At 67.8% G+C, this 24,513-nt stretch carries 21 protein-coding genes; 11 read left to right on the forward strand and 10 right to left on the reverse strand.

All coding sequences use genetic code 11. The features are described 5' to 3' along the window. Nucleotides 1–13: 13 nt before the first annotated feature. From LQD00_RS22885 to LQD00_RS10520, 3 genes are all read right to left on the reverse strand, one after another. Nucleotides 14–4,303 carry a DUF3367 domain-containing protein gene (locus tag LQD00_RS22885; protein WP_406566998.1) on the reverse strand — a complete coding sequence of 1,430 codons (4,290 nt, stop codon included), beginning with the start codon at nucleotides 4,301–4,303 and terminating at the stop codon, nucleotides 14–16. An 85-nt stretch (nucleotides 4,304–4,388) separates the two neighbouring features. After that, complete coding sequence (locus tag LQD00_RS10515) at nucleotides 4,389–4,589, reverse strand: DUF2613 domain-containing protein (protein WP_005196483.1); 201 nt, start codon at nucleotides 4,587–4,589, stop codon at nucleotides 4,389–4,391. 181 nt (nucleotides 4,590–4,770) lie between these two features. Continuing rightward, the gene (locus tag LQD00_RS10520) at nucleotides 4,771–5,328 is read right to left on the reverse strand and encodes a universal stress protein (RefSeq protein WP_232717076.1); all 558 of its coding nucleotides are present in this window, start codon (nucleotides 5,326–5,328) and stop codon (nucleotides 4,771–4,773) included. Between the two features lie 29 nt (nucleotides 5,329–5,357). Here LQD00_RS10520 and LQD00_RS10525 point away from each other — a divergent pair, with 29 nt between their 5' ends. Both LQD00_RS10525 and LQD00_RS10530 read left to right on the forward strand, forming a co-directional pair. Further along, nucleotides 5,358–6,557, forward strand: a complete 1,200-nt coding sequence (locus tag LQD00_RS10525) for a glycoside hydrolase family 3 N-terminal domain-containing protein (protein ID WP_232717077.1) — start codon at nucleotides 5,358–5,360, stop codon at nucleotides 6,555–6,557. A gap of 99 nt (nucleotides 6,558–6,656) precedes the next feature. Next, nucleotides 6,657–7,259 carry a TetR/AcrR family transcriptional regulator gene (locus tag LQD00_RS10530; RefSeq protein WP_006868819.1) on the forward strand — a complete coding sequence of 201 codons (603 nt, stop codon included), beginning with the start codon at nucleotides 6,657–6,659 and terminating at the stop codon, nucleotides 7,257–7,259. A gap of 260 nt (nucleotides 7,260–7,519) precedes the next feature. Here the strand turns inward: LQD00_RS10530 and LQD00_RS10535 are convergent, their stop codons facing one another. Both LQD00_RS10535 and LQD00_RS10540 read right to left on the reverse strand, forming a co-directional pair. Next, nucleotides 7,520–8,407, reverse strand: coding sequence for a MaoC/PaaZ C-terminal domain-containing protein (locus LQD00_RS10535; RefSeq protein WP_232717078.1), 888 nt, complete (start codon nucleotides 8,405–8,407; stop codon nucleotides 7,520–7,522). Next, the gene (locus tag LQD00_RS10540; RefSeq protein ID WP_232717079.1) at nucleotides 8,407–9,771 is read right to left on the reverse strand and encodes a 3-oxoacyl-ACP reductase; all 1,365 of its coding nucleotides are present in this window, start codon (nucleotides 9,769–9,771) and stop codon (nucleotides 8,407–8,409) included. The genes LQD00_RS10535 and LQD00_RS10540 overlap by 1 nt, the downstream gene beginning before the upstream one ends. An 89-nt stretch (nucleotides 9,772–9,860) precedes the next feature. Here LQD00_RS10540 and LQD00_RS10545 point away from each other — a divergent pair, with 89 nt between their 5' ends. The 4 genes from LQD00_RS10545 (at nucleotide 9,861) to LQD00_RS10560 (ending at nucleotide 15,110) form a co-directional block, all read left to right on the forward strand. Further along, complete coding sequence (locus LQD00_RS10545) at nucleotides 9,861–11,174, forward strand: acetyl-CoA C-acetyltransferase (protein WP_006868822.1); 1,314 nt, start codon at nucleotides 9,861–9,863, stop codon at nucleotides 11,172–11,174. Nucleotides 11,175–11,543: 369 nt separating this feature from the next. Then, complete coding sequence (locus LQD00_RS10550; protein WP_232717080.1) at nucleotides 11,544–13,241, forward strand: VanW family protein; 1,698 nt, start codon at nucleotides 11,544–11,546, stop codon at nucleotides 13,239–13,241. 81 nt (nucleotides 13,242–13,322) lie between these two features. After that, nucleotides 13,323–14,102 (forward strand): SDR family NAD(P)-dependent oxidoreductase, encoded by a 780-nt coding sequence (locus LQD00_RS10555; RefSeq protein WP_006868824.1) that lies wholly within the window; start codon nucleotides 13,323–13,325, stop codon nucleotides 14,100–14,102. 192 nt (nucleotides 14,103–14,294) lie between these two features. Beyond that, a complete protein-coding gene (locus LQD00_RS10560) occupies nucleotides 14,295–15,110 on the forward strand; it encodes an LppU/SCO3897 family protein (protein ID WP_232717111.1) in 816 nt (271 codons plus the stop codon). Nucleotides 15,111–15,184: 74 nt separating this feature from the next. Here the strand turns inward: LQD00_RS10560 and LQD00_RS10565 are convergent, their stop codons facing one another. Beyond that, a complete protein-coding gene (locus LQD00_RS10565) occupies nucleotides 15,185–17,020 on the reverse strand; it encodes an acyl-CoA dehydrogenase (protein WP_232717081.1) in 1,836 nt (611 codons plus the stop codon). A 274-nt stretch (nucleotides 17,021–17,294) separates the two neighbouring features. Between LQD00_RS10565 and LQD00_RS10570 the strand changes: the two genes are divergently transcribed. Next, the gene (locus tag LQD00_RS10570; RefSeq protein ID WP_454771248.1) at nucleotides 17,295–17,843 is read left to right on the forward strand and encodes an Rv2253 family sensor-like surface protein; all 549 of its coding nucleotides are present in this window, start codon (nucleotides 17,295–17,297) and stop codon (nucleotides 17,841–17,843) included. Between the two features lie 4 nt (nucleotides 17,844–17,847). On the opposite strand, the gene LQD00_RS10575 is transcribed toward LQD00_RS10570, so the two are convergent. Both LQD00_RS10575 and LQD00_RS10580 read right to left on the reverse strand, forming a co-directional pair. Continuing rightward, nucleotides 17,848–18,618 carry a deoxyribonuclease IV gene (locus LQD00_RS10575; protein WP_005194725.1) on the reverse strand — a complete coding sequence of 257 codons (771 nt, stop codon included), beginning with the start codon at nucleotides 18,616–18,618 and terminating at the stop codon, nucleotides 17,848–17,850. A gap of 70 nt (nucleotides 18,619–18,688) precedes the next feature. Next, nucleotides 18,689–18,904, reverse strand: a complete 216-nt coding sequence (locus LQD00_RS10580) for a hypothetical protein (RefSeq protein WP_005194730.1) — start codon at nucleotides 18,902–18,904, stop codon at nucleotides 18,689–18,691. Between the two features lie 248 nt (nucleotides 18,905–19,152). On the opposite strand from LQD00_RS10580, the gene LQD00_RS10585 reads away from it, so the two are divergent. The 3 genes from LQD00_RS10585 (at nucleotide 19,153) to LQD00_RS10595 (ending at nucleotide 21,645) form a co-directional block, all read left to right on the forward strand. Next, nucleotides 19,153–20,424: a phosphatase PAP2 family protein gene (locus LQD00_RS10585; RefSeq protein ID WP_232717109.1), complete on the forward strand. Its 1,272-nt coding sequence runs from the start codon at nucleotides 19,153–19,155 to the stop codon at nucleotides 20,422–20,424. A gap of 19 nt (nucleotides 20,425–20,443) precedes the next feature. Continuing rightward, nucleotides 20,444–20,869, forward strand: a complete 426-nt coding sequence (locus LQD00_RS10590) for a hypothetical protein (protein ID WP_232717082.1) — start codon at nucleotides 20,444–20,446, stop codon at nucleotides 20,867–20,869. A 71-nt stretch (nucleotides 20,870–20,940) separates the two neighbouring features. Further along, on the forward strand, nucleotides 20,941–21,645 hold the full coding sequence (locus LQD00_RS10595; protein WP_232717083.1) for a DUF305 domain-containing protein: 705 nt from the start codon (nucleotides 20,941–20,943) through the stop codon (nucleotides 21,643–21,645). 61 nt (nucleotides 21,646–21,706) lie between these two features. On the opposite strand, the gene LQD00_RS10600 is transcribed toward LQD00_RS10595, so the two are convergent. Continuing rightward, on the reverse strand, nucleotides 21,707–22,768 hold the full coding sequence (locus LQD00_RS10600) for a DUF4185 domain-containing protein (protein ID WP_232717084.1): 1,062 nt from the start codon (nucleotides 22,766–22,768) through the stop codon (nucleotides 21,707–21,709). A 67-nt stretch (nucleotides 22,769–22,835) separates the two neighbouring features. Beyond that, nucleotides 22,836–23,702 carry an acyl-CoA thioesterase domain-containing protein gene (locus LQD00_RS10605; protein ID WP_232717085.1) on the reverse strand — a complete coding sequence of 289 codons (867 nt, stop codon included), beginning with the start codon at nucleotides 23,700–23,702 and terminating at the stop codon, nucleotides 22,836–22,838. A gap of 89 nt (nucleotides 23,703–23,791) precedes the next feature. On the opposite strand from LQD00_RS10605, the gene LQD00_RS10610 reads away from it, so the two are divergent. After that, nucleotides 23,792–24,373: an HdeD family acid-resistance protein gene (locus LQD00_RS10610; RefSeq protein WP_232717086.1), complete on the forward strand. Its 582-nt coding sequence runs from the start codon at nucleotides 23,792–23,794 to the stop codon at nucleotides 24,371–24,373. Nucleotides 24,374–24,513 lie beyond the last annotated feature (140 nt).

A 24,513-nucleotide genomic window follows, 5' to 3' on the forward strand; every position in this document is an offset into this window, starting at 1 on the left:
TCGCGGCGGCGTCCTACGCGTTCATCGAGGAACCGGCACGAAACTGGTTGCGTAGCCGCGAGACACGACGCCGGAAGCGGGTGGTTGCTGATTCGGTTGGGCCCTCGGACTCTCCCGTCGACCAGAACACCAGCCAACCGGTCATCAGCACGGCGACCAGCGCCGGCAACTGAACCCACCACTCCCAGCCGTGGTAGCCGTCGGAGGCGTGCCATGGGCCGGCGGTGAGGCCGACGGTGGCGAGCATCATCGTCGCGAAAGTCGTTGTCACCCCCGCCTTCGGCGGGATCGCCGCGGCGACCATCCCGACCGCGATCCCGATGGCCAGACCCCACCATCCCGACAGCAGCCACGATGCACCGAGAATCCCCAGACCGGCGGCCATCAGGGTGAACCGTCCGGTGGTCACGGCCCGCCGCTCGGTGATGGCCTCCCGCCGCGACGACGGCCACCATGCCGCGACGAGGAGCAGGGCCATCAGTACGAGTCCGATGACGAGCGACCAGCGGTACAGCGAGTCGAACCGGTAGGTGAGCTCGACCGTCCCCGACGCCCCGGCGGGCACGATCCAGCCCTGCTGCCAGCCGTTCACGATCACCGGCGACAGCTCCCGGCCGTCGAGCCGCGCGATCCAGCCCGGGTTGGTGGACTCGGGGACCACGAGTAGGCGTTCGGGTCCGGGATCGATCTGAACCGCACGACTCGCCGCGGTCCATTCGACGACGTCCGGCGTGGTCGTCGCAGCGCCTTCCACGGGTGCCCCGACCGTCAGCGACACCGCGTCGACGGTGAACGCCTGACCGGGGTTGACGGATACCTCCTGCTGTCCGGCGGGCAGTCGCAGTTCGCCGGGCGCGCAGGCCCGGGCGACCACCGGTTCCCCCGAACGCAGTGCGGCCGTGGTGGTCCGCGCGGAGATGCCGATCACCTGGCCGGCGGCGGTGATGCCGAGGCCATCGCTGCACTCGATCTCGACGATCCGGTCACCGTCGACCGGCGCGCGTGGCGCCGGGATGACCTCGACCTCGGCGATGCCCGGCGGTGCAGGAGTGGCGAAGCCGAGACTGTTGACGTCGATCAGGTCGCCCTGGGCGCGGATGGTGATCTCGATGCGGTCGGTGATCGCAGGGTCGAGGCGCAGGATGCCGTCCTTGCCGACCTCGCGGATCTGTTCGCCGATGCCGAGATCGACGGCGACCTCGGTCGGGGTGGCCGGGTAGTCGCCCGGCGCAACGAGTTTCAGCGATTCGACGCGTTGCTCGGCAGGTAGGCGGAGGACCAGCGTCGGCGTCGCATCGTCGGCAGACCCCTCGTCGTCGTCTTCGCGATCCTTTGACTTCTCCTTCTCGGGGATCTGCGGCGCGGTCCATGCGGTGCCGGGGTCGCCGTCGACGGCGGCGGCCGGACCCCCGCGGGGATCGGTGACCGGTCGCGGACCGGTGGCCGTCACGCCGCCCGGTGTGGCGAGCAGTCGGTCGAGTGCGTCGCCGGGGCGTGGCCGCAGGACCACCGACGGGGTGACCGTGGTGTCCTCGGGGACCGACAGGGCACGGCTGAACACCGACGACGTCTCCGGTGACAGGCCGAGTCCCGGTGCGCAGCGGGTCTTCTCGCGGGCGGGATCGGCGACGCACCAGGCCCGGCCGTTGAGTTCGGAGTACAGCAGCCACTGATCGACCGTGGTGCCCGCCTCGACTTCGGGCAGCACGACGCGATGCCTGATCTGCAGAGGCGTGGAGGTCCGCAGGTTCGACACCTCCACCTCACCCAGGGCGAACTGGTTTCCGGCGGTGCCGTTCTCGGTGCGCAGGGCGCGGATCTGGATCCAGCGGGTCGGGCCGCTCGGTGCGGTCACCGTCGTCGGCTCACCCGGTCGGAGTCCCGATGCCACGGTGCTGCCGGCCTCGGTGGTGATCAGCACGCTGGTCACGTCCGAGCCGAGGGCCTTCGCGGTGGTCAGCGACAGTGCGAGATCCGTCTGGGGTGTGGTGAAACCGATCCGCATCCACCGGCCGACGGCCCCTTCGAGCCCGCCACTCACCCAGGCGGTCTGCGGGTTGCCGTCGAAGGCCGCCGCGGGAGAGTTGGCGGGGGAGGTCTGTCCCGGTTGCACCGCGTCCGACGCCGAGCCCGACGTCGTCACCTCGATCTCGCCACTCCGGTTGTCCAGCAACCATTCCCCGCGGACGAGCGGCTGATCGTCGACCGGGTAGTCGGCGGCCGCGTTATGCGTTCGCCGGGGGTCGTCGGCCGACCTGATGGCGGAGCTGTGGTCGTCGACCCGTCCGAAGTCGGTTTCGCGGTCGTTCGGGGTGTCGGTGACGATGAGAGGGCCGTCGGCGACCCCGGCGCGTCGGGCATCGGCGTCGAGCAGAACCGGTCCGAGAGGCGGAAGGCCCTGCCGTGCACGCACTTCGGCGAGTGCGGCGATGGCCTCGGGACCGCCGGCCACGCGCGGGATGTCCTCCTCGTCGACGAGTAGGGGTCCGGTGCCGTCGAACCCGTCGGCCTCGACCGCATAGATCTGGACGGCGGGCATGGTGGGTCGCAAACCGTTGTCGCGCTTCACACCCCGGACGCTCGGCGGTCCGACCTGGGGGCCGAACTGCGCGACCCGCGTCAGCCCGGGCGAGGTGTCGAGCGCCTGCTGTGCGAGGAGCGGCCGCGCCGATCGGGACGTCTCGGGAGTGAGATCGGCGCGTAACACCACGAAGCCCACGCCCTGCTGGGCGAGGGTCTCGGCCAGGCCGGGTGATCCACGACCGGCGGCGATCTCGCGTTGCACGGAATCGAGCGCACGGATCGCTCCGGGCGGGGTCAGCGGGATGGCGTCGCGCACGGCCCACGGGGCGTCGGCGAGCGGTTGCAGGGGTTCGTCCCGCGTGAGACCCCACAGCTGATCGGCGAACGGCGCTCCGGGGACGACGAGGGTGCGGGCGGGCGGCGAGTCGTCGGGGCCGGTGCTGTGTTCGGACAACCAGTCCGCGGTCTGCTTCCAGTGATCGGGGATCGCGGTGTAGGTGCCGGCGGGAGCGAGCTGGCCGGTCCAGATGAGCGACCCCGCACCGATGACGGCCACCAGCAGCACGATGGCCGCGGCCACCGGCCGGGACCGCTGGGGGTGTGCGAAGGCCGAGAGCGTCTCCCGGACGGAGACGGTGCCGGGTAACGGGACCCGGGCCAGCAGGTGTGCGACACCGAGCACCAGCGGGATGCGGATGAACGGCTCGAACTTGTGGATGTTGCGCAGCGGCGCACCGGAGCCGTCGAGGAACACCCGGATCTGCTCGGCGATCGGCGACCCCAGACCCCCGTCGAAGCCGACACACATGATCACCAGGCCGACGCCCAGGATCGTCACGAGGCGACCGCGGAACGGCATGTGGCGCATGCACAGGCCGGCGAGACCTGCAGCAGCGATCGTGCCGGTGGCCAGCACCGCGGCCGGCTGGGTGACGAGGACTGCGCCGGCGACGCGTTCGGTGGAGACGAACGGCGTCCACGAACTCGCGCCGCGCAGGACCTCGGTCAGCGACGTCCACTGCGTCGTGACGCGGGCGGACTCGATGTAGTCCAGGAAGGGTGGGCTGACGCGGGACAGGATGAGCAGTGGAACGATCCACCACGCGCACGCCAGGAGCAGTCCCAGCGCGGTCCAGGCACCGAATCGCCACCAGCGGTGGTCTCGGGGCCTATGCAACAGCCACCACACGGCCGCGACGCCGAGGGCGGCGGCGGTCGCCACCGCGTTGACCGCACCCATCAGGGCGACGGCGGCTGCGGATCGGGCGGCCTCCCGCCAGAGCGGTCGGCCATCGGAGGCGGGGGCGTCGAGCGCCCGGATGACGGGCAGAAGGACCCACGGCGCCAGCATCATCGGCAGCGTCTCCGACGAGATCGAGCCAAGGGTTGTGAGGACGCGCGGGCTCAGGACGAAGACGACGCCCGCGATGATCCGGGAGGCCGGCGAGCCCAGTCGCAGTGCCTCCGCGACACGCACGATGCCGACGAAGCCGACGGTGAGGAGCAGCGCCCACCACAACCGCTGGACGATCCACGGCGGGATCGACAGCAGATCACCGAGGGCGAAGAAGGCGCCGTGCGGGAAGAAGTACCCGTATGCCTGGTTCTGGACCTGCCCCATCGGGGCATTCGGGGTCCACAGGTGTGCCGCACGCGCAAGAAATCCGAGCGGGTTCGCCGTCAGGTCGAGCTTGGTGTCGGCGGCGATCCGGCCCGGGGACTGCAGCAGGCAGACGAGAAGCGCGATCGCGGCAGCGGCACCGACCCCACGTGCCGACAGGACACCTGTGGGAGCGGTGGTCGATGTACTACTCAGTTGCTGCTGCCGTCAGAAGAGCCCCGACGCCGAGCATCGGGGGCGGGCGTCAGTTGGTCTCGCCCGCGCCGCCGCGCGATCCGTAGTCGACCGAACCCTGGACGAATCCGCTGTTCGGATTGATGTTGTTCAGGTCCGTCGACGGGCTGTTCTCGGAGGCGAGGAACCCGCCGAGGAACACCGCGCCGAGTCCCACCAGGATGCCGGCCACTCCGGCGACGGCGCCGGCCACAAGGCGGTTGTTGGTCATGGCGAAGAAACTACCATCGCGCGGTGTCTCACCCCGGTGTCACCCGGGCATGTCCGGCGGTTCGGGCACGGGATTCGTCGACACCGGCGGGAGCGGGCGTCGACGCCGCCGGGAAAACGTCGGTCGGGACAGTCGCGAGATGGCCGGCGCTCTTGAGTGTGAAGTAGCGATCCTCGACCGACTAGAGCGTCACCTGCGGTTGTTCCTCGCATTTGGCCGGGACGATGAACACCGGCCGGTGGCAGTGTTTGAGGACGCGTTCGGCGACGCTGGACCGCAGCAACGCCTTGAGGCCCGACGCCCCGCGGGTTCCGGTGACGAGCAGATCGACGTCGAGCGCCTCGGCGGCTGCGACGAGCGCGCCCCACACCGTCGACTCGACCTCGACGAGCGTGCCCTTCGCAGACAGTCCACATTCGCGGGCCAGAGCCACGCCGCGCTCGTTGATCTTCGCCGCCTCGTCCTCGAGTGCGCGATCGACCCCGGCGTCGAGCTGGGTGTCGACGAACGGCTGCATGCCGCCGGCGAGGGTGGACATCCGGGCGGGGGTCATGCCGCCGGGTTGCCAGGCGGTCACGACGACAGCGGATTCGGCGCGTAGGAAGTGTCCGGCATAACGGATCGCACGATCGGCGTTCGGAGAGCCGTCGTAGGCGATCATCAGCGTCTGTCTGGCGCGGTTGCCACCGCGACCGCTGGGGGCGGTCGCGGACCCGGCCGAGATGGACCCCACGTCCATTTGCTCAGGTTACATGCCAGACTCGAGCCATGGGCTCAACTCGACGACCTCGTTGGATTCGGAATGCGCTGACGACTGCGACGGTCGCGGCCCTGGGTCTCGGTCTCGTCGCCTGTGACTCGTCGACGCCCGAATCCGCGCCACCCACACCGTCCGCGTACGGCTCGCCCTCGGCCTCCCCGTCATCCGTCGCAGCGACGACGACTCCGGTCGCAAATCCTTGTGGCACAGAACAACTCGCGAAACTCACGCTGCGGCAGAAGCTGGCCCAGCTGATCGTCGTGGGCGTCACCGGCGCCGATGACGCGCAGCAGATCGTCGAGGACGAGGAGATCGGCGGGATCTTCGTCGGGAGCTGGACCGACAAGGCGATCCTGACGAGCGGTGCGGCATCACGGATCTCGCAGAACTCGTCGATCCCGCTGATGGTCACGGTCGATCACGAGGGTGGGCGGGTGTCGAGGTTGTCGGCACTCGGCATCGACAACGCGTCTCCTCGGGAACTGGCGCAGACGAAAACGCCCGAGCAGGTGAAGGAGATCGCCGCCGGCGTCGGTCGTCAGATGAAGAAGCTCGGCATCACCGTCGACTTCGCGCCGGTGGCCGACGTCAGCGACGAATCCGACAACGAGGTCATCGGTGATCGTTCCTTCAGCAACGACCCGGCCGTGGTCACCGAGTACGCGGCCGCCTATGCAGCCGGTCTCGCCGAAGCCGGGATCACGCCGGTGTACAAGCACTTTCCCGGACATGGCCACGGCTCGGGCGACTCGCACCTCGGCGTGGTGAACGTGCCGTCGCTCGCCGAACTGCAGAACAGCGATCTGGTGCCCTTCCGCAATCTGCTGCGCGACCCGGGTACCGCGGGCGCCATGGTCGGCCATCTGATCGTGCCCGGTCTGACCGAGGGCCTGCCGGCGTCCATCAGCCGGCCGGCCATCCAGATGCTGCGGACAGGTGAGGGCTACAACGGTCCGCGGTTCGACGGCGTGATCTACTCCGACGACCTGTCGGGCATGGCGGCGATCAGCCAGCGCTACCCGATCGAGCAGGCGGTGGAGAAGTTCATCCTCGCCGGCGGCGACGTCGCCCTGTGGCTGTCCACCGACCGCGTCCCGTCGGTCCTGGACAACCTCGAGACCGCGGTGAAGCGCGGACGCCTCGCACCCGCTCGCCTCGACGCGAAGGTCACACGGATCCTCCGGTCCAAGGGCGTCATCAACTGCTGAGTAATCTGTCCTGGGCGGCCCGAGCGAACGTTAAACTTACCGATTGGTAAGTTGATTGGGTATCGTCGTTCGGACACGACAGTGAGGATGGAGGCGGCCATGTCGGGCGGAACCAAGCGCCTGCCACGTGCAGTGCGTGAGCAGCAGATGCTCGACGCCGCCGTGAAGGTGTTCGCGCAGAACGGTTTCCGTGAGACCTCGATGGACGCCATCGCGTCCGAGGCGCAGATCTCCAAGCCGATGCTGTACCTGTATTACGGCTCCAAGGAAGAGCTGTTCAGCGCCTGCATCGCCCGCGAGTCCGGACTCTTCATCGACGCGATGAGCGTCGGATTCGACCCGTCCCTCACCCAGCGCGAGCAGGCCGTCACCGTCATCCGCGAGTTCCTGCGTTTCGTCCACGAGAACCGCGAGTCCTGGCGCGTGCTGTACCGCGTCGCGATCGGGACCGCGAGCTTCGCCGGCATCGTCTCCGACAGCCGCCAGCGTGTGACCGAGATGGTCGCCCAGCTCATCAAGGCCGGTACCACCGTCGAGACCGCCGGCGACATCGACTTCGAACTCACCGCAGTCGCCATCGTCGGCGCCTGCGAGGCCGTCGCCGACCGCATCACCGAGGGCGACGTCGACCTCGAGAAGGCCACCAACATGCTCGTCGGCATCGCCTGGCGCGGCCTGAAGGGTGTCGGTACCGACATCTGAGGCGGCCCCGTGCTCCCTGAGTAGCGAGCTTGCGAGCGCTTCCTACTGTTCCCTGAGTAGCGAGCTTGCGAGTGCTCCCTACTGCTCCCTGAGTAGCGAGCTTGCGAGTGCTCCCTACTGCTCCCTGAGTAGCGAGCTTGCGAGTGCTCCCTACTGCTCCCTGAGTAGCGAGCTTGCGAGCGTATCGAAGGGACGCTCACACGATCCGTTCCCGCTCACGCGATTGGGGTGAGCGGGAACGGAGATCGTGAGCGAAGCCCTCAGCCCTTCCGCGTCGTTGCGGTGAGGTGCGGAAATCCCTTGCGACGGTCGCGGATCGCGATGTCGAAGTTGCCCTCCCCGTCGATGCGGCGGGTGTAGAGGTTCACCTTGGCGGGCAGCAGGATCGGCTTGCCGAACTTCACGTCGTAGGTGACCGCGCCGGGCAGCTGCGCCTCGACGTTCGCGATTGCCGCTGCGGCACTCCACATCCCGTGGGCGATCGCCTTGGGGAACCCGAAGGCCTTGGCGGTCAGGTTCGCCATGTGGATCGGGTTGCGGTCACCCGACGCGGCGGCGTACTCGCGGATGCGTCCCAGGTCCACGGACAGAACCGAATCCGGCGGCGGCGGGGTCTTCGACTTCGGCTCGGGACCGCGCGGCTCGTCGGACAGGCTGGTCCGCTGCTGCTTGAGGAAGGTCGCCGTCTGCGTGGTCACCAGCTCGGTGCCGACGCTGATCTCGCTGATGACGTCGACGAGGATGCCCTTGCGGTGTTCGCGCAGGTTCTCGGCGTGCGTCTCGATGGACAGCGGTTCGCCGACCTCGATCGGGCGCTTCCGCTCGATCTTGTTCGACATGTGGACCGAACCGATTGCGCCGAACGGGAACTCGTCCGACGTCAGCAGCTTCATGACCACCGGGAACTGCAACACGAACGGGTACGTCACCGGCAGGGTGGCGCCGAAGCGCTGGCCGGTCGCATGGCAATACGCCTGCAGTGCAGCGGGATCGACGCGGACGTCCTCGAGCCGGTAGTGAGTGTCGGGGAGGGGTGCGTCGGCCGGGACGCGGGCAGGCTTGCCGATGCCCGGCAGCATCCCGGTGACGGCCTTGCCGTACAGCTCGCCGGTGCCGGGGGCGCCGGGAAGAGTGATCGTCTTACCCATCACGCACCCAGGAATCCCTGGCCGCAGACGCGGACCACGTTGCCGGTGATGGCGGAGCTCGTCGGGTTGGCGAAGTACGCGACGGTCTCGGCGACGTCGACGGTCTGGCCACCCTGCTGCAGCGAGCTCATCAGGCGGCCGGCCTCACGGGTGGCCAGCGGGATCGCCGCGGTCATCTTGGTCTCGATGAAGCCCGGGGCGACGGCGTTGATGGTGATGCCCTTCTCGCCCAGGATCGGTGCGTAGGCGTCGACCAGGCCGATGACACCGGCCTTCGATGCGCCGTAGTTGGTCTGACCGCGGTTACCGGCGATACCGGCGATCGACGAGACGTCGATGACCGCGCCGCCCTCACGGAGCGCGCCCTTCTCCAGCAGCTTCTCGACGAGGGTCTGCGGGGCGATCAGGTTCACCGCGATGACGGCGTCCCAGCGGGCGTCGTCCATGTTGGCGAGCAGCTTGTCGCGGGTGATGCCGGCGTTGTTGACGATGATGTCGATGCCGCCGTGACGCTCGAGGGCGTGCTCGGCGAGCTTGTCACCGGCGTCGGGGGCGGTCACGTCCAGCGGGAACGCGGTGCCGCCGACCTTGTTGGCGGTCTCCGACAGTGCGTCGCCGGCCTGCGGGACGTCGGCCGCGATGACGTGGGCGCCGTCGCGTGCGAGGACCTCGGCGATGGTCGCGCCGATGCCGCGGGCGGCGCCGGTCACCACGGCGACCTTGCCCTCGAGCGGGCGATCCCAGTCCTTCGGGGCGGTCGCGTCGGCAGATCCGACGCGGATCACCTGTGCGTCGACGAAAGCGGACTTGGCCGACAGCACGAAGCGTACGGTCGATTCCAGGCCGCTCAGACCGGTCTTGGCATCGGGCGAGACGTACACGAGCTGGACGGTGGAGCCCTTGAGCAGCTCCTTGCCGAGCGAGCGGGTGAAGCCCTCGAGAGCACGCTGTGCGACGCGCTCGGACGGGTCGGTCACCAGCTCCGGCGTGGTGCCGATGACCAGGAAGCGCGCGCACGGCGCGGTCGACCGCATGGCCGGCTGGAAGAACTCGAACAACTGACGCAGCTCGGCCGGGGAGGTGATGCCGGTGGCGTCGAAGACCAGGCCGCCGTACTTGTCGGCGCTGCGGCCGGTGAGGGCGTTCTGGATGAGGTCATAGTCGTCGCCCGAGAGCATCTCCCGGAGCGGTTCGACGAGGCGTCCCGAGCCCCCGAGTAGCACCGGACCAGGCAGCGGCGGCTCCGACGGCTTGTATCGCCGCAGGGGCGGCGGGACGGGAAGGCCGGCCTGCTTGGCGATGAAAGCGCCCGGGCCGGAATGGACGAAGCTCGAGTACAGGCCAGTTGTTCCGTTGGCGGCCATGTTGGATCTCCTCTGACTGTCGTTCGACAACGAACTTACTCTTGAGTAAGAATACGCTATAGATACCGCACACGACCCTGGAGATCGACGTGGCAGACAACAGCAGCACCCCGAAGAAGCCCGAGACCCGCACCGAGCGCCCGGTGGCGATCCTCGGCGGCAACCGCATTCCGTTTGCGCGCCAGGACAAGGCATATGCCAAGGTCAGCAACCAGGAGATGTTCACCGCCGCGCTCGACGGCCTGGTGAGCCGCTTCAACCTGCAGGGTGAGCAGCTCGGCATGGTCGCCGGCGGTGCCGTGCTCAAGCACGCCCGTGATTTCAATCTCATCCGCGAATCGGTGCTGGGTTCGGCGCTGTCGCCCTACACCCCCGCCTTCGACATCCAGCAGGCGTGCGGAACGGGTCTGCAGGCCATCACGACCGTCGCCGACGGCATCGCCCGTGGCCGCTACGACGCCGCGATCGGCGGCGGCGTCGACACCACCTCCGATGCCCCGATCGCCGTGGGCGAGGGCCTGCGTCGCCAGTTGCTCGAGGTCAACCGTGCCCGGTCGACCAAGGACCAGATCCTCGGCGCGGCGAAGCTGCTCACCAAGCTCGGGATCGAGATCCCGCAGAACGGCGAGCCGCGCACCGGGATGTCGATGGGCGAGCACGCGGCCATCACCGCCAAGGAATTCGGCATCAAGCGCGCCGATCAGGATGAGCTCGCCGCACGGAGCCACCAGAACATGGCAGCTGCCTACGACGACGGTTTCTTCGACGACCTGATCACCCCGTTCATGGGCCTGACCCGCGACCAGAACCTGCGCGGCGACTCGACCGCGGAGAAGCTCGCCAAGCTCAAGCCCGTCTTCGGCGTCTCCCTCGGCGACGCGACCATGACCGCCGGCAACTCGACCCCGCTCACCGACGGTGCATCGACCGTGCTGCTCGGCAGCGACGAGTGGGCCGCCGAGCGTGGTCTGCCGGTGCTCGCGTACTTCGTGGACAGCGAGACCGCGGCCGTCGACTACGTGAACGGACCCGACGGCCTGCTCATGGCCCCGACCTACGCCGTGCCGCGTCTGCTGGCCCGCAACGGCCTCACCCTGCAGGACTTCGATTTCTACGAGATCCACGAGGCATTCGCGTCGGTGGTCCTCGCGACCCTGCAGGCGTGGGAGTCCGAGGAGTACTGCAAGGAGCGCCTGGGCCTCGACTCCGCGCTCGGATCCATCGACCGGTCCAAGCTCAACGTCAACGGCTCGTCGCTCGCCGCGGGTCACCCGTTCGCCGCGACCGGCGGCCGCATCGTCGCGCAGGCGGCGAAGCAGATCAAGGAGAACGGCGGCGGTCGTGCGCTGATCTCGATCTGCGCCGCCGGCGGTCAGGGCGTCACCGCGATCATCGAGGGCTGACCCCTCGGCCGGCTCGCCCTGCTCCCTGAGTAGCGAGCTCGCGAGCGTATCGAAGGGACTCGGCGACGGCTGCGTCCCTTCGATACGCCCCTCCGCGGGCTCCGGGGCTTTTCAGGGAGCGGTAAAGAGACGGATCGGGCGACGAATCGCTCGATCCGTCTCTTTTTCGTCCGCGAAAGAGGGTCCTTCGTCACATGTTTGGACTAAACGTGGCCCCGGACGTGTCAATGGCCGAAAAGTAGCGTAAACATGAAGGCAGCTCCGGCAGAGCTGTCAGACCCCCGACCCGACAGCTCAGCCGGAGCACCTACATTTCTGGGGTATGAGTTCTGCGGCCACCACCCCGACTGGCCCAGGTAGTCAGCCGTGATGGATGGAGTTGTGACCACGAGCGCCGGGCGAGCACGCCACGCGGTACGCGCTGCGATCGTCGTCGTCGTCATCCTGACGCTCGCCCTCTCCATCGACTTCGTGGCCTCCCGCGATCACTCCGCCCGTGGGGCCGTCATCGGCGGGATCCCGGCGAGCAACCGCGACGCCGTCGAGCTCGATCCCGTCATCGAAGAACTGACGACACGTTCCACGCAGCCGGTCGTCCTGCGGACTCCCGAGGGCTCGGCCGAGGTCGCACCCGCCGAGCTGGGTCTCACCTTCGACGCGGACGCGACCCGCGCACGTCTCCTCGAACAACCGCGGAACCCGGTGACCCGTTTCCTGTCGTTGTTCGGCCGTCACCTCGACGTCGAGCCCGTCGTGACGATCGATCCCGCCACCATGAACAAGGCCCTCGACGCCAACCGTCGGTCGCTGGAGAAGGCTGCGGTCGAAGGTGGCGTCCACTATGACGGCGCCACGCCGGTCGGCGACGAGCCGGCACCGGGTGAGCGCGTCGCCCGCCAGGCCGCCGCGGCCGTGCTCGTCGACCGTTGGCTCGACGGCATGCCCGTGGACCTGCCGATGGAACCCTTCTCGCCGACCGTGAGCTCGGCGGTCGTCGCCGCCACCGTGGCCGGCCCCGCCGACCGCGCGACGTCGGCGCCGGTGAAGCTGGTCGACCGGCGCAAGCGCACTGTCGAGGTCCCGACAGGTGACATCGCAGCGATGCTTACCTTCGGACCGGACGGGCGAGGCGGACTCACGCCGCGCGTCGACGAGACGACGGCCCGTAAATCGCTGGCTCCCGAGCTCGATCCCTCCCAACGGCCCGCGGTCAGTGCGCGATTCAGCCTCGCGAGCGGCCGACCGACCGTCGTGCCCGCGGTCATCGGCTCGAAGATCAACTGGGACAAGACACTTCAGGCTCTCGCGACGACCGCGACCGCAGACGGCGGCAACCGCACCGCCGACGTGGTCTACGACGACGTCGACCCCAAGCTCACCACCGACGCCGCCCGCAAACTCGGTGTGAACGAGCTGATCAGCGAGTACACCACCGACGGTTTCTCGAGTGCCTCCGGTGAGAACATCCGCCTCGTCGCGGCCGAGGTCGATGGTGCGCTGGTCCTGCCCGGCAAGGTTTTCTCACTCAACGGCCATACCGGTCCGCGAGGTACGGCCGAGGGGTACGTCGACTCGACGATCATCAACAACGGCCGCGCGGCGACGGCCGTGGGCGGCGGCATCTCCCAGTTCGCGACGACCCTCTACAACGCCGCCTACTTCGCGGGACTCGAGGACGTCGACCACACCGAGCACGCGTACTACATCTCGCGCTACCCGGAGGCCCGGGAGGCCACCGTCTTCGAAGGTGCGATCGACCTGAAGTTCCGCAACAACACCCGGCACGGTGTGCTCATCGAGACCAGCTGGTCGCCGGCCGCGGTCACCGTGAGGCTGTGGGGCACCAAGGCTTTCGAGGTCGAGTCGATCACCGGCGAGCGGACCGACCCCACCGAACCGGAACGGATCAAGCTCCCCAAGGGCGACGACTGCATCGCGAGCAGCGGCAGCAAGGGCTTCACGACGTCGAACACCCGGATCATCCGCGACGCCCGCACCGGACAAGAGGTCAACCGGTACACCCGGACCGTGCGCTACGCGCCGGAGCCGATCGTCAAGTGCATCTGAGCCCGGCCCGCACCGTGAGGTGAATGGAACAATGCCCCGCATGTGTTCCACATCTCACGAACGTTCGATATATTCCGAGACGTGGATATCAACGGAGCTAGTGCAATCGTCACAGGTGGAGCGTCGGGCATCGGCGCCGCGTCGGCCCGCCAGCTGGCGGCCAAGGGTGCGAAGGTCGTCGTCGCCGACCTGAACGCCGACAAGGGGGAGGAGCTCGCCAAGGAGATCGGCGGTGTCTTCGTCAGCGTCGACGTCACCTCGACCGAACAGATCGAAGCCGCCATCAACGCGGCCACCGAACTCGGCCCGCTGCGCGCCCTGGTCAACTCGGCCGGCATCGGCTGGGCGCAGCGCACCATCGGCCGCGACGGCGAGTTCGGTTCGGCGCACAACCTGGACGCCTACAAGAAGGTCATCGCGATCAACCTGATCGGCACCTTCGACTTCATCCGCCTCGCCGCCACCGCGATGAGCCGCAACGAGCCGCTCGACGCCCACGGCGAGCGCGGCGCGATCGTCAACATGGCCAGTGTCGCCGCCTTCGACGGCCAGATCGGCCAGGCGTCGTACTCCTCGTCCAAGGGCGGCGTCGTCGGCATGACCCTGCCGGTCGCCCGCGATCTGGCCGCGGTCGGTATCCGCGTCAACACCATCGCCCCCGGCCTGATCGACACCCCGATTTACGGTGAGGGCGAGGCCGCCGAGGCGTTCAAGGCGAAGCTGGGCGAGTCGGTGCTGTTCCCGCACCGTCTGGGCGCTCCCGACGAGCTGGCCTCGATGGTCGTCGAGCTGGTCACCAACAGCTACATGAACGCCGAGGTGATCCGCGTCGACGGCGGCATCCGGATGCCACCGAAGTAGTCCGAACCAACTCACTCTCTGCCGAACCCACTGCCCTGCGGGGTGGTGGGTTCGGCTGTTTGCGGGGCCCCGTCCGCAAACCCACCCTTTCTGGGCAAACCCACCCCTCCCGTGGTGGTGGATCTGCCGAAAGGGGTGGGTTTTGCGGAGTTGCCGAGCTCGGCCGGCCGGGTATCGGGCTACGCTCGCCGGATGACCACGCCGCCACCCGGGCCCGGGTATCCCGGCCACGGCCATCAGGGCCGGCCGGGACCGCAGGGACCGTATCCACCGAACGCCGGCCCGCCGTATCAGGCTGCGCCCGGACAGTATTCCGGACAAGCCCCGTATCCCGGACAAGCGCCGTACCCCGGACAGGCCCCGTACCCCGGGCAGTCGCCTTATCCGGGTCAGCCGGGGCCGTACCCGGGACAGCCACCGGCAGGAGCATATCCGCCGGGACCCTGGGGTCCGCCGCCGAAGAAGAGTCGCAAGGGACTCTGGATCACGCTCGGTCTTGTTGCACTGCTGGTGGGCGGACTGGTGATCGCCGGCGCGGTGCTGCTGGTCCGGAACAGCGACGGATCGATCGTCTCCGATGCCGACGACGTCGAGGTCGGGCAGTGCCTCGCGATCACGTCCTCGTCGGATTCTCTACGGGCCAAGAAGATCTCCTGTGAGAACACCGACTTCCACTACGTCGTCGCCTCGAAATCGTTCGGTCGATTCGGCTGCGGGCTGAGCTATTCGACGTTCTGGTTCGCCGGCAACGAGAAGGAGGTCCTGTGTCTGGCGCAGGTCTTCCAGGAGGGCAAGTGCTATCACCTGCCCGAATCGTCGGGCGCAGACGCGACGTCGCTCGCCCGGGCCCGCGAGATCGACTGCGGCGGGCCGGTTCCGGCGGGCGAGGCGACCAACTTCAAGGTCGAGACCAAGGAATCGCGGGAGCCGGATTGTCCTGAGGGACAGGGCAAGTACTACGTGGCCAGCCCCAAGCCGACCGGGTACTGCGTCTCGCTACTCGAGTAGCAAAACAAGAACTCCCGCCCACGCGAACGCGGGCGGGAGTTTTGTCTGGCCTACTCAGGTGTGGCGCTTCTGGATCAGAAAGCCGCTTCGTCGAGCTCCATGATTTCGTTGTCGACGTTCTCGACGGTGACGCGGACGGCGGTGAGCAGCGGCAGCATGTTCTTGGCGAAGAAGCCGGCCACGGCGACCTTGCCCTCGTAGAAGGCCTTGTCGTTGTCCGATGCGCCGTTGTCGAGTGCCTTGAGGGCGATCTCGGCCTGACGGAGGAGCAGCCAGCCGATCATCAGGTCGCCGACGGCCATCAGGAAGCGGACCGAACCGAGGCCGACCTTGTACAGCTCGGCCGAGTTCTCCTGGGCGGCCATGAGGCTGCCGGTCAGGGAGGCGGCCATCGCCTGGACGTCCTCGAGGGCGGTCTTCAGCAGAGCGCGCTCGGTCTTCAGGCGACCGTTGCCGGCCTCGGAGTCGATGAAGCTCTGGATCTGACCGGCGACGTGTGCCAGGGCCTGGCCCTTGTCGCGGATGATCTTGCGGAAGAAGAAGTCCTGCGCCTGGATGGCAGTGGTGCCCTCGTAGAGCGAGTCGATCTTCGAGTCACGGATGTACTGCTCGATCGGGTAGTCCTGCAGGAAGCCGGAACCACCGAGGGTCTGCAGCGACTCGTGGCCGAGGGTGCCGTAGGCGCGCTCGGAGCCGACGCCCTTGACGATCGGGAGCAGCAGATCGTTGACGCGGGCGGCCATCTCGGCGTCGGCGCCGGAGACGATCTTCGCGGCGGCCTCGTCCTGGTGCGACGCGGTGTAGAGGTAGACCGCGCGCAGGCCCTCGGCGTAGGCCTTCTGGGTCATCAGCGAACGACGCACGTCCGGGTGGTGGGTGATCGACACACGCGGTGCGGCCTTGTCGGTCATCTGGGTCATGTCGGCGCCCTGGATGCGCTCCTTGGCGTACTCGAGCGCGTTCAGGTAACCGGTCGACAGCGTCGAGATGGCCTTGGTGCCCACCATCATTCGAGCGTGCTCGATAACCTCGAACATCTGCGCGATGCCCTTGTGGACCTCGCCGACGAGCCAGCCCTTGGCGGGAACGCCGTGCTGGCCGAAGGTGACCTCACAGGTGGCCGAGGCCTTGATGCCCATCTTGTGCTCGACGTTGGTGACGAAGACGCCGTTGCGCTCGCCGAGCTCACCGGTCTCGAAATCGAAGTGGAACTTCGGCACGAAGAACAGCGACAGACCCTTGGTGCCCGGGCCGGCGCCTTCGGGGCGGGCGAGGACGAGGTGGAAGATGTTCTCGGTCATGTCCTGGTCGGCCGAGGTGATGAAGCGCTTCACACCGTCGATGTGCCAGGAGCCGTCCTCCTGCTGGGTGGCCTTGGTGCGGCCGGCGCCCACATCCGAACCGGCGTCGGGCTCGGTGAGGACCATGGTGGCGCCCCAGCCGCGCTCGGCGCAGATGGCCGCCCACTTCTTCTGCTCGTCGGTGCCGTTGTTGAAGAAGATGTTGGAGAAGCCAGCGCCTGCGGCGTACATGAACACCGGCGGGTTGGCGCCGAGGATCATCTCGCCGATCGCCCAGTACAGCGAACGCGGGGCGGGCAGGCCGCCGAGCTCCTCGGCGATGCCGATCTTGTCCCAGCCGCCTTCGACGAGCGCGTTGTAGGACTTCTTGAAGCTCTCCGGGATGGTGACGCTGTGGGTCTCCGGGTCGAAGACCGGCGGGTTGCGGTCGGCGTCGACGAAGGATTCGGCGATGGGCCCCTCGGCGAGTGCCTTGACCTCGCGGAGCATGTCGACGGCGGTCTCGTGGTCGAGGTCGCCGAAGTCGCCCGACTCCAGCACCTTGTCGAGCTCGAACAGCTCGAACAGGTTGAACTGCAGGTCGCGCATGTTGCTCTTGTAATGGCCCATGGTGAATTCCTTCTCTGGTGTGGCCGTATGCGTGATGACGGTGTTGTTGCCAGGTCCCGGTCCGACCCCACTTGGTTGAAGTAGGTACCGGCCGGGCGTGGTGTAGCTGTCTCGGTTCGAGCTAAGTTACTCGCCGGTAACCGCCAATATAGCCCCATATCGCCGGGGGATCAATCGCTCATCTGTGTGATCTGACCGATGGGAGGGGCGCACTATGTTGCGCGACAAATCCGGCAACCGCTGCAGGTGGCGGGCGTATGCGGTCCAATCGGGCATGGACATACGAAGTGGAAGCCGGGCTCGGATCGTCACGGTCGTGGCAGTGATTGCTGCGGTGGCGCTGGCGCCCATGGTGAGCGCCGCCCCGGCGAACGCCGCGGATCCCGAGTGGAACGGGGTGTACACGCTGAAACGCTTTGCGGCGTCGAAGACAGGCACCAGCCTCGCCGCGCGGCAGCCGGAACCGGACTTCTCCGACGACTACACGTTCCGGAGCTCATGCGACGGCGGGACGTGCGTGGCCACGGTGGTCGACGGCCCGAAACCCGCCAATCCGACGCTGCCGCAGCCGCCGCGCTACACCTGGGAAGGGGGGTCCTGGGTGCATCGCTACGACTGGGAGTGGGATTGCTGGCAGGGCGAGGGCGTGCCCAAGGTGTGGCGGCCGGCGACGTCGGTCGCGACCTACACCCCGCAGGGCGACGGCACGCTGAAAGGCGTGTGGCGCACCACGATCGACGGCGGGCCCTGCGACGGGACCGTTGACATGAACGTGGCGGCATACCCGGTCACGCCGCCGGTGCCGGGATGGAATCTGTCGTGAGCGGCTAGAGCGCCGAGCGCAGGTATTCGAGGTCGGCGGGGATGCCTTCGGCGGGTGTCTCGAGGATCACCGGCGCGTCGGCGGCCTTGGCCACGGCGGCGAGGACCTCGGGGTCGATCTGACCCGACGCCAGGTTGGCGTGGCGGTCGCGGCCGGAGTCGAACTCGTCGCGGGAGTTGTTGAGGTGCACCAGGTCGATACGTCCGGTGATCTCCTTGACGCGCTCGACCAGTCCGACGAGGTCCTCACCGCCGGCCCAGGCGTGGCAGGTGTCGAGGCAGAAGCCGGCCTGCTCGAAGTCGCCGACCGCTTCCCACAGCCGGTCGATGGACTCGAGGGTGCGTGCCATCGCGTGATCGCCGCCCGCGGTGTTCTCGATCAGGATCGGAACCCCGAAGCCGCCTTTGTCGACCTGGCGGTCGAAGAGCTTGCGCCAGTTGGCAAATCCTTCGGCGGACTCCTCGCCGTCCCGTAGATGCCCGCCGTGTACGACGAGGCCGAAGGCCCCGAGCTCGGCGGCTGCGGCGGCCTGTTGTTCGACGGCCTTGCGCGACGGCATGCGCAGCCGGTTGTTCAGGCTCGCGACGTTGATCTGATAGCTGGAGTGCACCACGACGTCGATGTCGGATTCGCGGATCGCGGCCGCATGCGGATTCGGTTGCGGCTTCTTCCAGCTCTGCGGATCGGTGACGAACATCTGGAAGACGTCGATACCGAGTTCGGCGGCGGTGACCAACGGGTCGGTGTCTTCGCGAAGGTGTGCTCCGATGCGCATGCGTCAACGATAGTGGCCGCCTCCGGGCGGCACCGCCGGTGCCCGGGATCGGCTCGTTCGACGCGTCGGTTCACTCGCCCGGCGCAGGCTCCGTCTCGATCGTGATCGGTACCCCGGCCGCGATCAGCAGGCGGCAGGGGGCCGCACTGTCGTGGTACAGGTTGAGCCACTCATGACCGCGGGTCCCGTCGGAGTACACCGCATCGAGGGTGCGGTTCAGCCGAGCCTCCGCCTCCTTGGTGATGATGTAGCGCTGGTCGCCGTAGCGCAGGTAGCGATTGGGCACCGAGACCTCCTCCGGGGTGGGACATTGCAGGTCTCCAGTGTGATCCACGACACGTCCAGGGGGTGTGAATCCGCCGAAACGGGTCGTCGACGCGGGTGATCGAGGTGGTCACGACGACCGGCACGCACGTGCTGCGCAGCGGTGGCTCGCCAACCGGACATGGCCATTACACTGACGGCAGGTTACGAGCGTGGGTGCCCTGCGGGGCGTGACGGGCGGGATTGTGTCGGGTGAGTGTTGACGAGTCGGTGGGCTTCCCGCGGTCGGGTAAGTCCTCGGAGCGCCGTGAGGGCCAGAAGCCTGATGACACGACCTCGGCGGATGGAACGCTGTCGCGGTCCGGTCGGCCGGGACCGGACGCCGAGCCGCCGGAGATGGCCCCGGTCCTCGACGACCTGGCGGCCGCCGCCGAGATGGAAGCCCATCCGGAGAACCGCCGCGACCTGACCATGGTCCGGCGCATCGCGGTCACCGCCTGGTTCCTGGTGATGGCGGTGCACATCTACCTCGAAGGCCTGGCGTGGGACCGCACGCGGCTCATCATCCTGCTCTGCCTCGGCCTCGCCGCGGCGAGTATCGGGCGCCGCAAGTTCATCACGATCATCCTCGACTGGGCGCCGTTCGCGCTGATCCTGATCCTCTACGACTGGACGCGCAACATCGCCCAGATCGTCGGCATGCCGACCCACTGGCATCTGGCGATCGACTTCGACAAATGGCTCATGGGTGGAGACGTCACCCCGACCGCGTGGCTGCAGGAACAGCTCAAGCAGGCGAGTCCTCCGTGGTGGGAGGTCATCGTCAGCGTGGTCTACATGTCGTACTTCATCGTTCCCTACGCGGTGGCCGCCTGGCTGTGGTTGAAGGATCGCCACGCCTGGCGCCGCTACGCGGCCTGCTTCGTGGCGACCACATTCCTCGCGCTGATCGGGTACACCCTCGTCCCCGGCGCACCGCCGTGGGCGGCGGCGCGATGCACCGCCGTCGAGGTGCAGGACTATCCCCGCGATCCGATCTGCATGTACTCACAGGACGCCGACGAGCCGGGAGGTCTCCTCGGACCGCTGGACAATGCGTACCCCGACGCGGCACCGTACGTCGAGCGGATCTCCGCGCGCGGCTGGAACTTCCTGAACATCAGCATGGCGTCGCAGCTCGTCACGCTCGGACAGGGCAAGTCCAATCTCGTCGCGGCCATCCCGTCGCTGCACGCCGGCCTCACCATGCTGCTGGCGCTCTTCATGTGGCCACGGGTCAAGGCGCTCGGGAAAACACTGTTCATGGGCTACGCGTTGGCGATGGCCTTCGCCCTCGTCTACACCGCCGAGCACTACATCTTCGACATCCTGCTCGGGTGGGGTCTCGCCGCAGCGGTGATCGCGGTCTACCGGATCATCGACCGGAAGTACCTGATCCCGCGGCAGGAGCGGCGGGCCGCGGAGGCCGATGCAGAAGCCGCGGACGTCGACTCCGGCACCGAGGATCCCGACGCGGAGAAGGTCTCGACGCCCGCGTCTTGACCTCGCTAGCCTGGGACAGGTGAGCCGGCCCGCGCCCCGGACTGCCATCCGGTTCCGGGGGCTGATACTTCCTCTCGCGCTCGCGGTGATGCTCATGCACACCGTGATCGCGGGTCCGGGCACGGCGCCCGGTCATTCCGACGCCCACCCCGGCCACGCCGGTCATCACGCGGTGGGAGACACGCAGATGGCGCCCGCCGCGGTGATGGGGGAGCCTCCGTCGATGTCCGGTGACGACTGCGGCGACCACGACCATGCGTGTGTGTTCACCCGCGCCGCCGGCGTCGACATCCCGCCCGTGGCCCTCATCCTACTCGTATGGGCATTCCTGTCCCTGTCGGTGGCCGGGCTGTGCCGTCCGGCTCGTCGGGGCGTCGCCGTCCTGGGGCGTCCGCCCCCGTGGGCGATCCGAAACCACCTGCAATTACAGGTGATCCGCTGCTGAGGGGATTTTTGCGGACCCCCGTCGGGTCCGCGGTGGCGTCATACCCGACAACTCTCAGCAAGGAAATCCTGATGTCTTTACAGCACAATGCAATTGTCCGACGCCGCGCCGCGTTCGGAACCGCCGTCGGCGCCGCGCTCGCACTCACGCTCGCCGGGTGTTCATCCGACGATTCGCCCGCCGGCAGCACCACGGCCGACCGTCCGGAGACCTCGTCCCAGGCGGCCGCGACGGCGCCCGGCCAGTCGCCCGCCGCGAAGCACAACGACGCGGACGTCGAGTTCACCACCGAGATGATCGGCCACCACCGGCAGGCGGTGATGATGGCCGACCTCGTCGAGGGCCGGACGCAGAACCGCGAACTGATCACCCTCGCCGACGCCATCGAGGACGCGCAGGACGACGAGATCGACCAGATGGCAGCGCGTTTGAAGTCGTGGGGTGTGCCGGTGACCGGACACATGGAGGACGACGAGGACTCCGACCACGGTGACGGCATGGACCACGGGGACATGGGGCACGGGGATATGGAGCACGGGGACATGCCGGGAATGATGTCCGCCGAGCAGATGGCGGCCCTCCGTCAGGCGAGGGGCGGGGAGTTCGACCGACTGTGGCTCGAGGGCATGATCCGGCACCACGAGGGTGCCATCGCGATGGCCGACGAGGTACTGGCCAACGGCACCGACCCGGCCACCAGAACCCTTGCCACACAGGTCAGGACGACGCAGCAGGCCGAGATCGACCAGATGCGGGCGATGCTGGGCCAGAACTGACACCGAGAAAGAGATGTGGGGCGGTTCGAGGAGATCCCCGAACCGCCCCACATCGCAGGCGTCATCGCTTGAGCGGCAACCTCATCAGGTAGACCTGGTAACCGATCGAGATCGAGTAGGTGAAGTACAGGGTGCTGCCCTTCGACCACGGGTGGATGTACGGCGCGTAACCGGTGTACGGGTCGGCCGACGGTGCCACCAGCTCGCCGGAGGTCCAAGGGCCCCAGGGCTTGTCGGCGGTGCGAAGTGTCACGCCGATGTCCTGGCTGGCCAGCGAGATGTACTTGCCGAGGTAGTCGTTCCAGGCGACCGACATCTCGCCGGTCGGCGCACCCATCACCGGGGTGGCCGCGCCGGGGTTGTTGCGGACCCAGCGGCCGTAGGAGAAGTAGTCCCACTTGCCGAGGTTCTCGATGTCCTTCTCGTCGACCCGGGCGAGATAGACGCCGCCCCAGCGGCCGTCGGGGGTGCCGTAGTAGTAGATGGTCTTGCCGACCTTGAGGAAGGCGCCCATCTGGAACTTCTTGTTGCCGCCGCCGTTCGGGCGGAAGGCGTTGAGGGCGCGCCAGTTCTCCCCGTTGTCGTCGGAGACGACCAGGCCCGACCAGTTGGTCGTCCAGATGCCCGGTGAATCCCAGCGTTTGACCGACATGACGGTCATGTACTGCTTGCCGTTGGCGGCGACACCCGCGGTCGGGATGATGGTGACCTCTTTGCGCACGTTCGGCTTCAGCAGGCGCTTGGCGTGGCCAGGACGGCCGGCGTGGGAGGTGAACGTCATGCCGTCGGCCAGGTTGCGGTCGGTGCTGCGCAGCAGAACGTTGGACCGCCAGTAGTACAGCTGGCCGTAGAGCAGTGACCAGCCGTTGAACGACTGGGTGTCGCCGAAGGCGGTGAGTATCTCACCGCGGCCGTTGTCCCACATGACGCCCAGGTCGGTGCCGACGATGTTGTAGCGGCTGATCGTGTCGTTCATGGCGAACGGGCCCGTGAGGCGGTTGACGATACTCGCCGGGCCCGCCACGTTGCCGGCCTGCGCCGGCGAGGCCAGCGTCGACGTCAGGGCAAACGCGAGGGTCGAGACGGCGAGACCCAGCAGCAGCCGATGAAGGCGTCGTGTCATGGGCGTGACCTTATCAAGACCTGAGAGCCCTGTGGGAAGTAATTCACCTGGGTGAATACGGGTTTCCTCAGGCTTCGCGATACCGCTCGGAGGTGTCCACGGTGGTGAAGTCGATCTGTGCGGCAGCGTTGTTCACCGCCGTGACGAGCGCCGTCCCGAACATGCCGTCGGCGTCGTAGAGGCCGGCGTTGCTCACCGAGACCCCGTCGTCCTCGATGTGGACGTCCGCCTCGACGCCGACCCGCTCGCCGTGGGGTAGGCGGCTCAGCGCGACGGTGAGATCGCAATTGATGAAACCGATGCCGGTATCACCCCAGTTCGAGACCAGGCTCGCGGACTCCGCGCTGACCACCGCGCGCTGGAAGGGCGTCGGCTCCTCGCCCGGCACGATCGGGGCCGCGCGGGTCCAGATCCGCTTACGGTGACCGTTCTGATGACCGGACATGTCGCGCTGCCACTCGCCGAGACCGCCGTCCGGTGCGTCGGAGGCGAATCGCGGTGCGAGGTCGTCGCCGGTGGTCGCCGGCGGATGAAAGGTGACGGTTTCCGGCGGCCGATGCCACCGCTCCCCCGGAGGGTTGGTCGACGTCCGCAGAAACACCGTCGTCCCGCGCGCCACCACCACCTCGTCGGCGCCCACCGGATGCTGGACGATCTTCACATCGACGACGCGGATGCGCCCGCCGGAACGGACGAGTCGCGTGCGGGTGGAGGTGAGAACGTCACGGGCGGCCTTGAACAGATCGATCGTGCACCGAGCGGGCAGGAACTCTTCCGTGCCGAATTCCACCTCGACCGCCCGGGCAGCGAGCGCGCACACCGCCGGACCGTTGAGGGTTCCCGGAGCCCAGAGACTCGCTGCGAATGTGGTCGGACGGTACCGGATCTCGCCGGACGGGTCGTCGGCCCTCTCGAAGAACGCGATGGAGGTCATTCGATACTTACTACCCGTACGAGTATCAGTTTGTGCCACAGGCCCTCAAGGACAGCGTGTTACGGCCCTCCGGGCGATAACCTTCGACCATGACATTTGCGACGGCGTACACGAAGCATTTCCCTGATGAACTGATCGGCGCCGTCCGGACGGCCCTGATCCTCACCTCGATCGTCGGCATCGTCCTCGGCATCATCGCCATCCTCTGGCCCGGCCCGACCATCGTCGTGGTCGCGATCTTGTTCGCGATCTCGCTGATGATCGCCGGTATCTTCCGCATCTACCAGGCGTTCGCGGCGTCGTTCCTGAGTACGGGAACCCGTGTCCTGTTAGGGATCGTGGGCGCGATCGTGCTGATCGCCGGTGTCATCGCGGTCTTCAGCCCCGGCGACGCGCTGTGGCTGCTCGCCGTGTTCATCGGCATCGGCTGGATCTTCCAAGGCGTCGCCGACCTCTACGGCGCGGTCACCAAGTCCGGCCACAGCCCGACCTGGTTCCTGATCCTCTCCGGCATCATCTCCGTGATCGCCGGCATCGTGATGATCATCCTGCCGGTCTTCTCGCTCGAGGTCCTGACCTGGGTGGGCGGCATCATGCTGGTCGCACTGTCGATCGCCACGCTGCTGACGCTGCCGAAGAAGGTCGAGGCCCCGGCCGAGCCTGCGGCCTGATCCATGCAGCCGGCCGCGGAGCGCACGCGACGAGCCCCCAGGCTCGAGGTGCGAGGAGCTCAGGCGATGGCTCTTTCCGCCGGCTGAGGTGGGAGGAGCGATAGCGATGGCTCTTTCCGCCGGCTGAGGTGTGAGGAGCG

The organism is Gordonia metallireducens (assembly GCF_021245825.1).
Taxonomy (GTDB): domain Bacteria; phylum Actinomycetota; class Actinomycetes; order Mycobacteriales; family Mycobacteriaceae; genus Gordonia; species Gordonia namibiensis.

What these genes read in the sequence shown, in the direction of transcription:
- LQD00_RS10610 (WP_232717086.1), top strand. Translation starts at nt 23,792, where the DNA reads ATGACATTTGCGACGGCGTACACGAAGCATTTCCCTGATGAACTGATC.
- LQD00_RS10550 (WP_232717080.1), top strand. Translation starts at nt 11,544, where the DNA reads ATGGATGGAGTTGTGACCACGAGCGCCGGGCGAGCACGCCACGCGGTA.
- LQD00_RS10595 (WP_232717083.1), top strand. Translation starts at nt 20,941, where the DNA reads ATGTCTTTACAGCACAATGCAATTGTCCGACGCCGCGCCGCGTTCGGA.
- LQD00_RS10540 (WP_232717079.1), bottom strand. Translation starts at nt 9,771, where the DNA reads ATGGCCGCCAACGGAACAACTGGCCTGTACTCGAGCTTCGTCCATTCC.
- LQD00_RS10520 (WP_232717076.1), bottom strand. Translation starts at nt 5,328, where the DNA reads ATGGACGTGGGGTCCATCTCGGCCGGGTCCGCGACCGCCCCCAGCGGT.
- LQD00_RS10605 (WP_232717085.1), bottom strand. Translation starts at nt 23,702, where the DNA reads ATGACCTCCATCGCGTTCTTCGAGAGGGCCGACGACCCGTCCGGCGAG.
- LQD00_RS10565 (WP_232717081.1), bottom strand. Translation starts at nt 17,020, where the DNA reads ATGGGCCATTACAAGAGCAACATGCGCGACCTGCAGTTCAACCTGTTC.
- LQD00_RS10530 (WP_006868819.1), top strand. Translation starts at nt 6,657, where the DNA reads ATGTCGGGCGGAACCAAGCGCCTGCCACGTGCAGTGCGTGAGCAGCAG.
- LQD00_RS10570 (WP_454771248.1), top strand. Translation starts at nt 17,295, where the DNA reads ATGGACATACGAAGTGGAAGCCGGGCTCGGATCGTCACGGTCGTGGCA.
- LQD00_RS10535 (WP_232717078.1), bottom strand. Translation starts at nt 8,407, where the DNA reads ATGGGTAAGACGATCACTCTTCCCGGCGCCCCCGGCACCGGCGAGCTG.
- LQD00_RS10575 (WP_005194725.1), bottom strand. Translation starts at nt 18,618, where the DNA reads ATGCGCATCGGAGCACACCTTCGCGAAGACACCGACCCGTTGGTCACC.
- LQD00_RS10525 (WP_232717077.1), top strand. Translation starts at nt 5,358, where the DNA reads ATGGGCTCAACTCGACGACCTCGTTGGATTCGGAATGCGCTGACGACT.
- LQD00_RS10600 (WP_232717084.1), bottom strand. Translation starts at nt 22,768, where the DNA reads ATGACACGACGCCTTCATCGGCTGCTGCTGGGTCTCGCCGTCTCGACC.
- LQD00_RS10560 (WP_232717111.1), top strand. Translation starts at nt 14,295, where the DNA reads ATGACCACGCCGCCACCCGGGCCCGGGTATCCCGGCCACGGCCATCAG.
- LQD00_RS10515 (WP_005196483.1), bottom strand. Translation starts at nt 4,589, where the DNA reads ATGACCAACAACCGCCTTGTGGCCGGCGCCGTCGCCGGAGTGGCCGGC.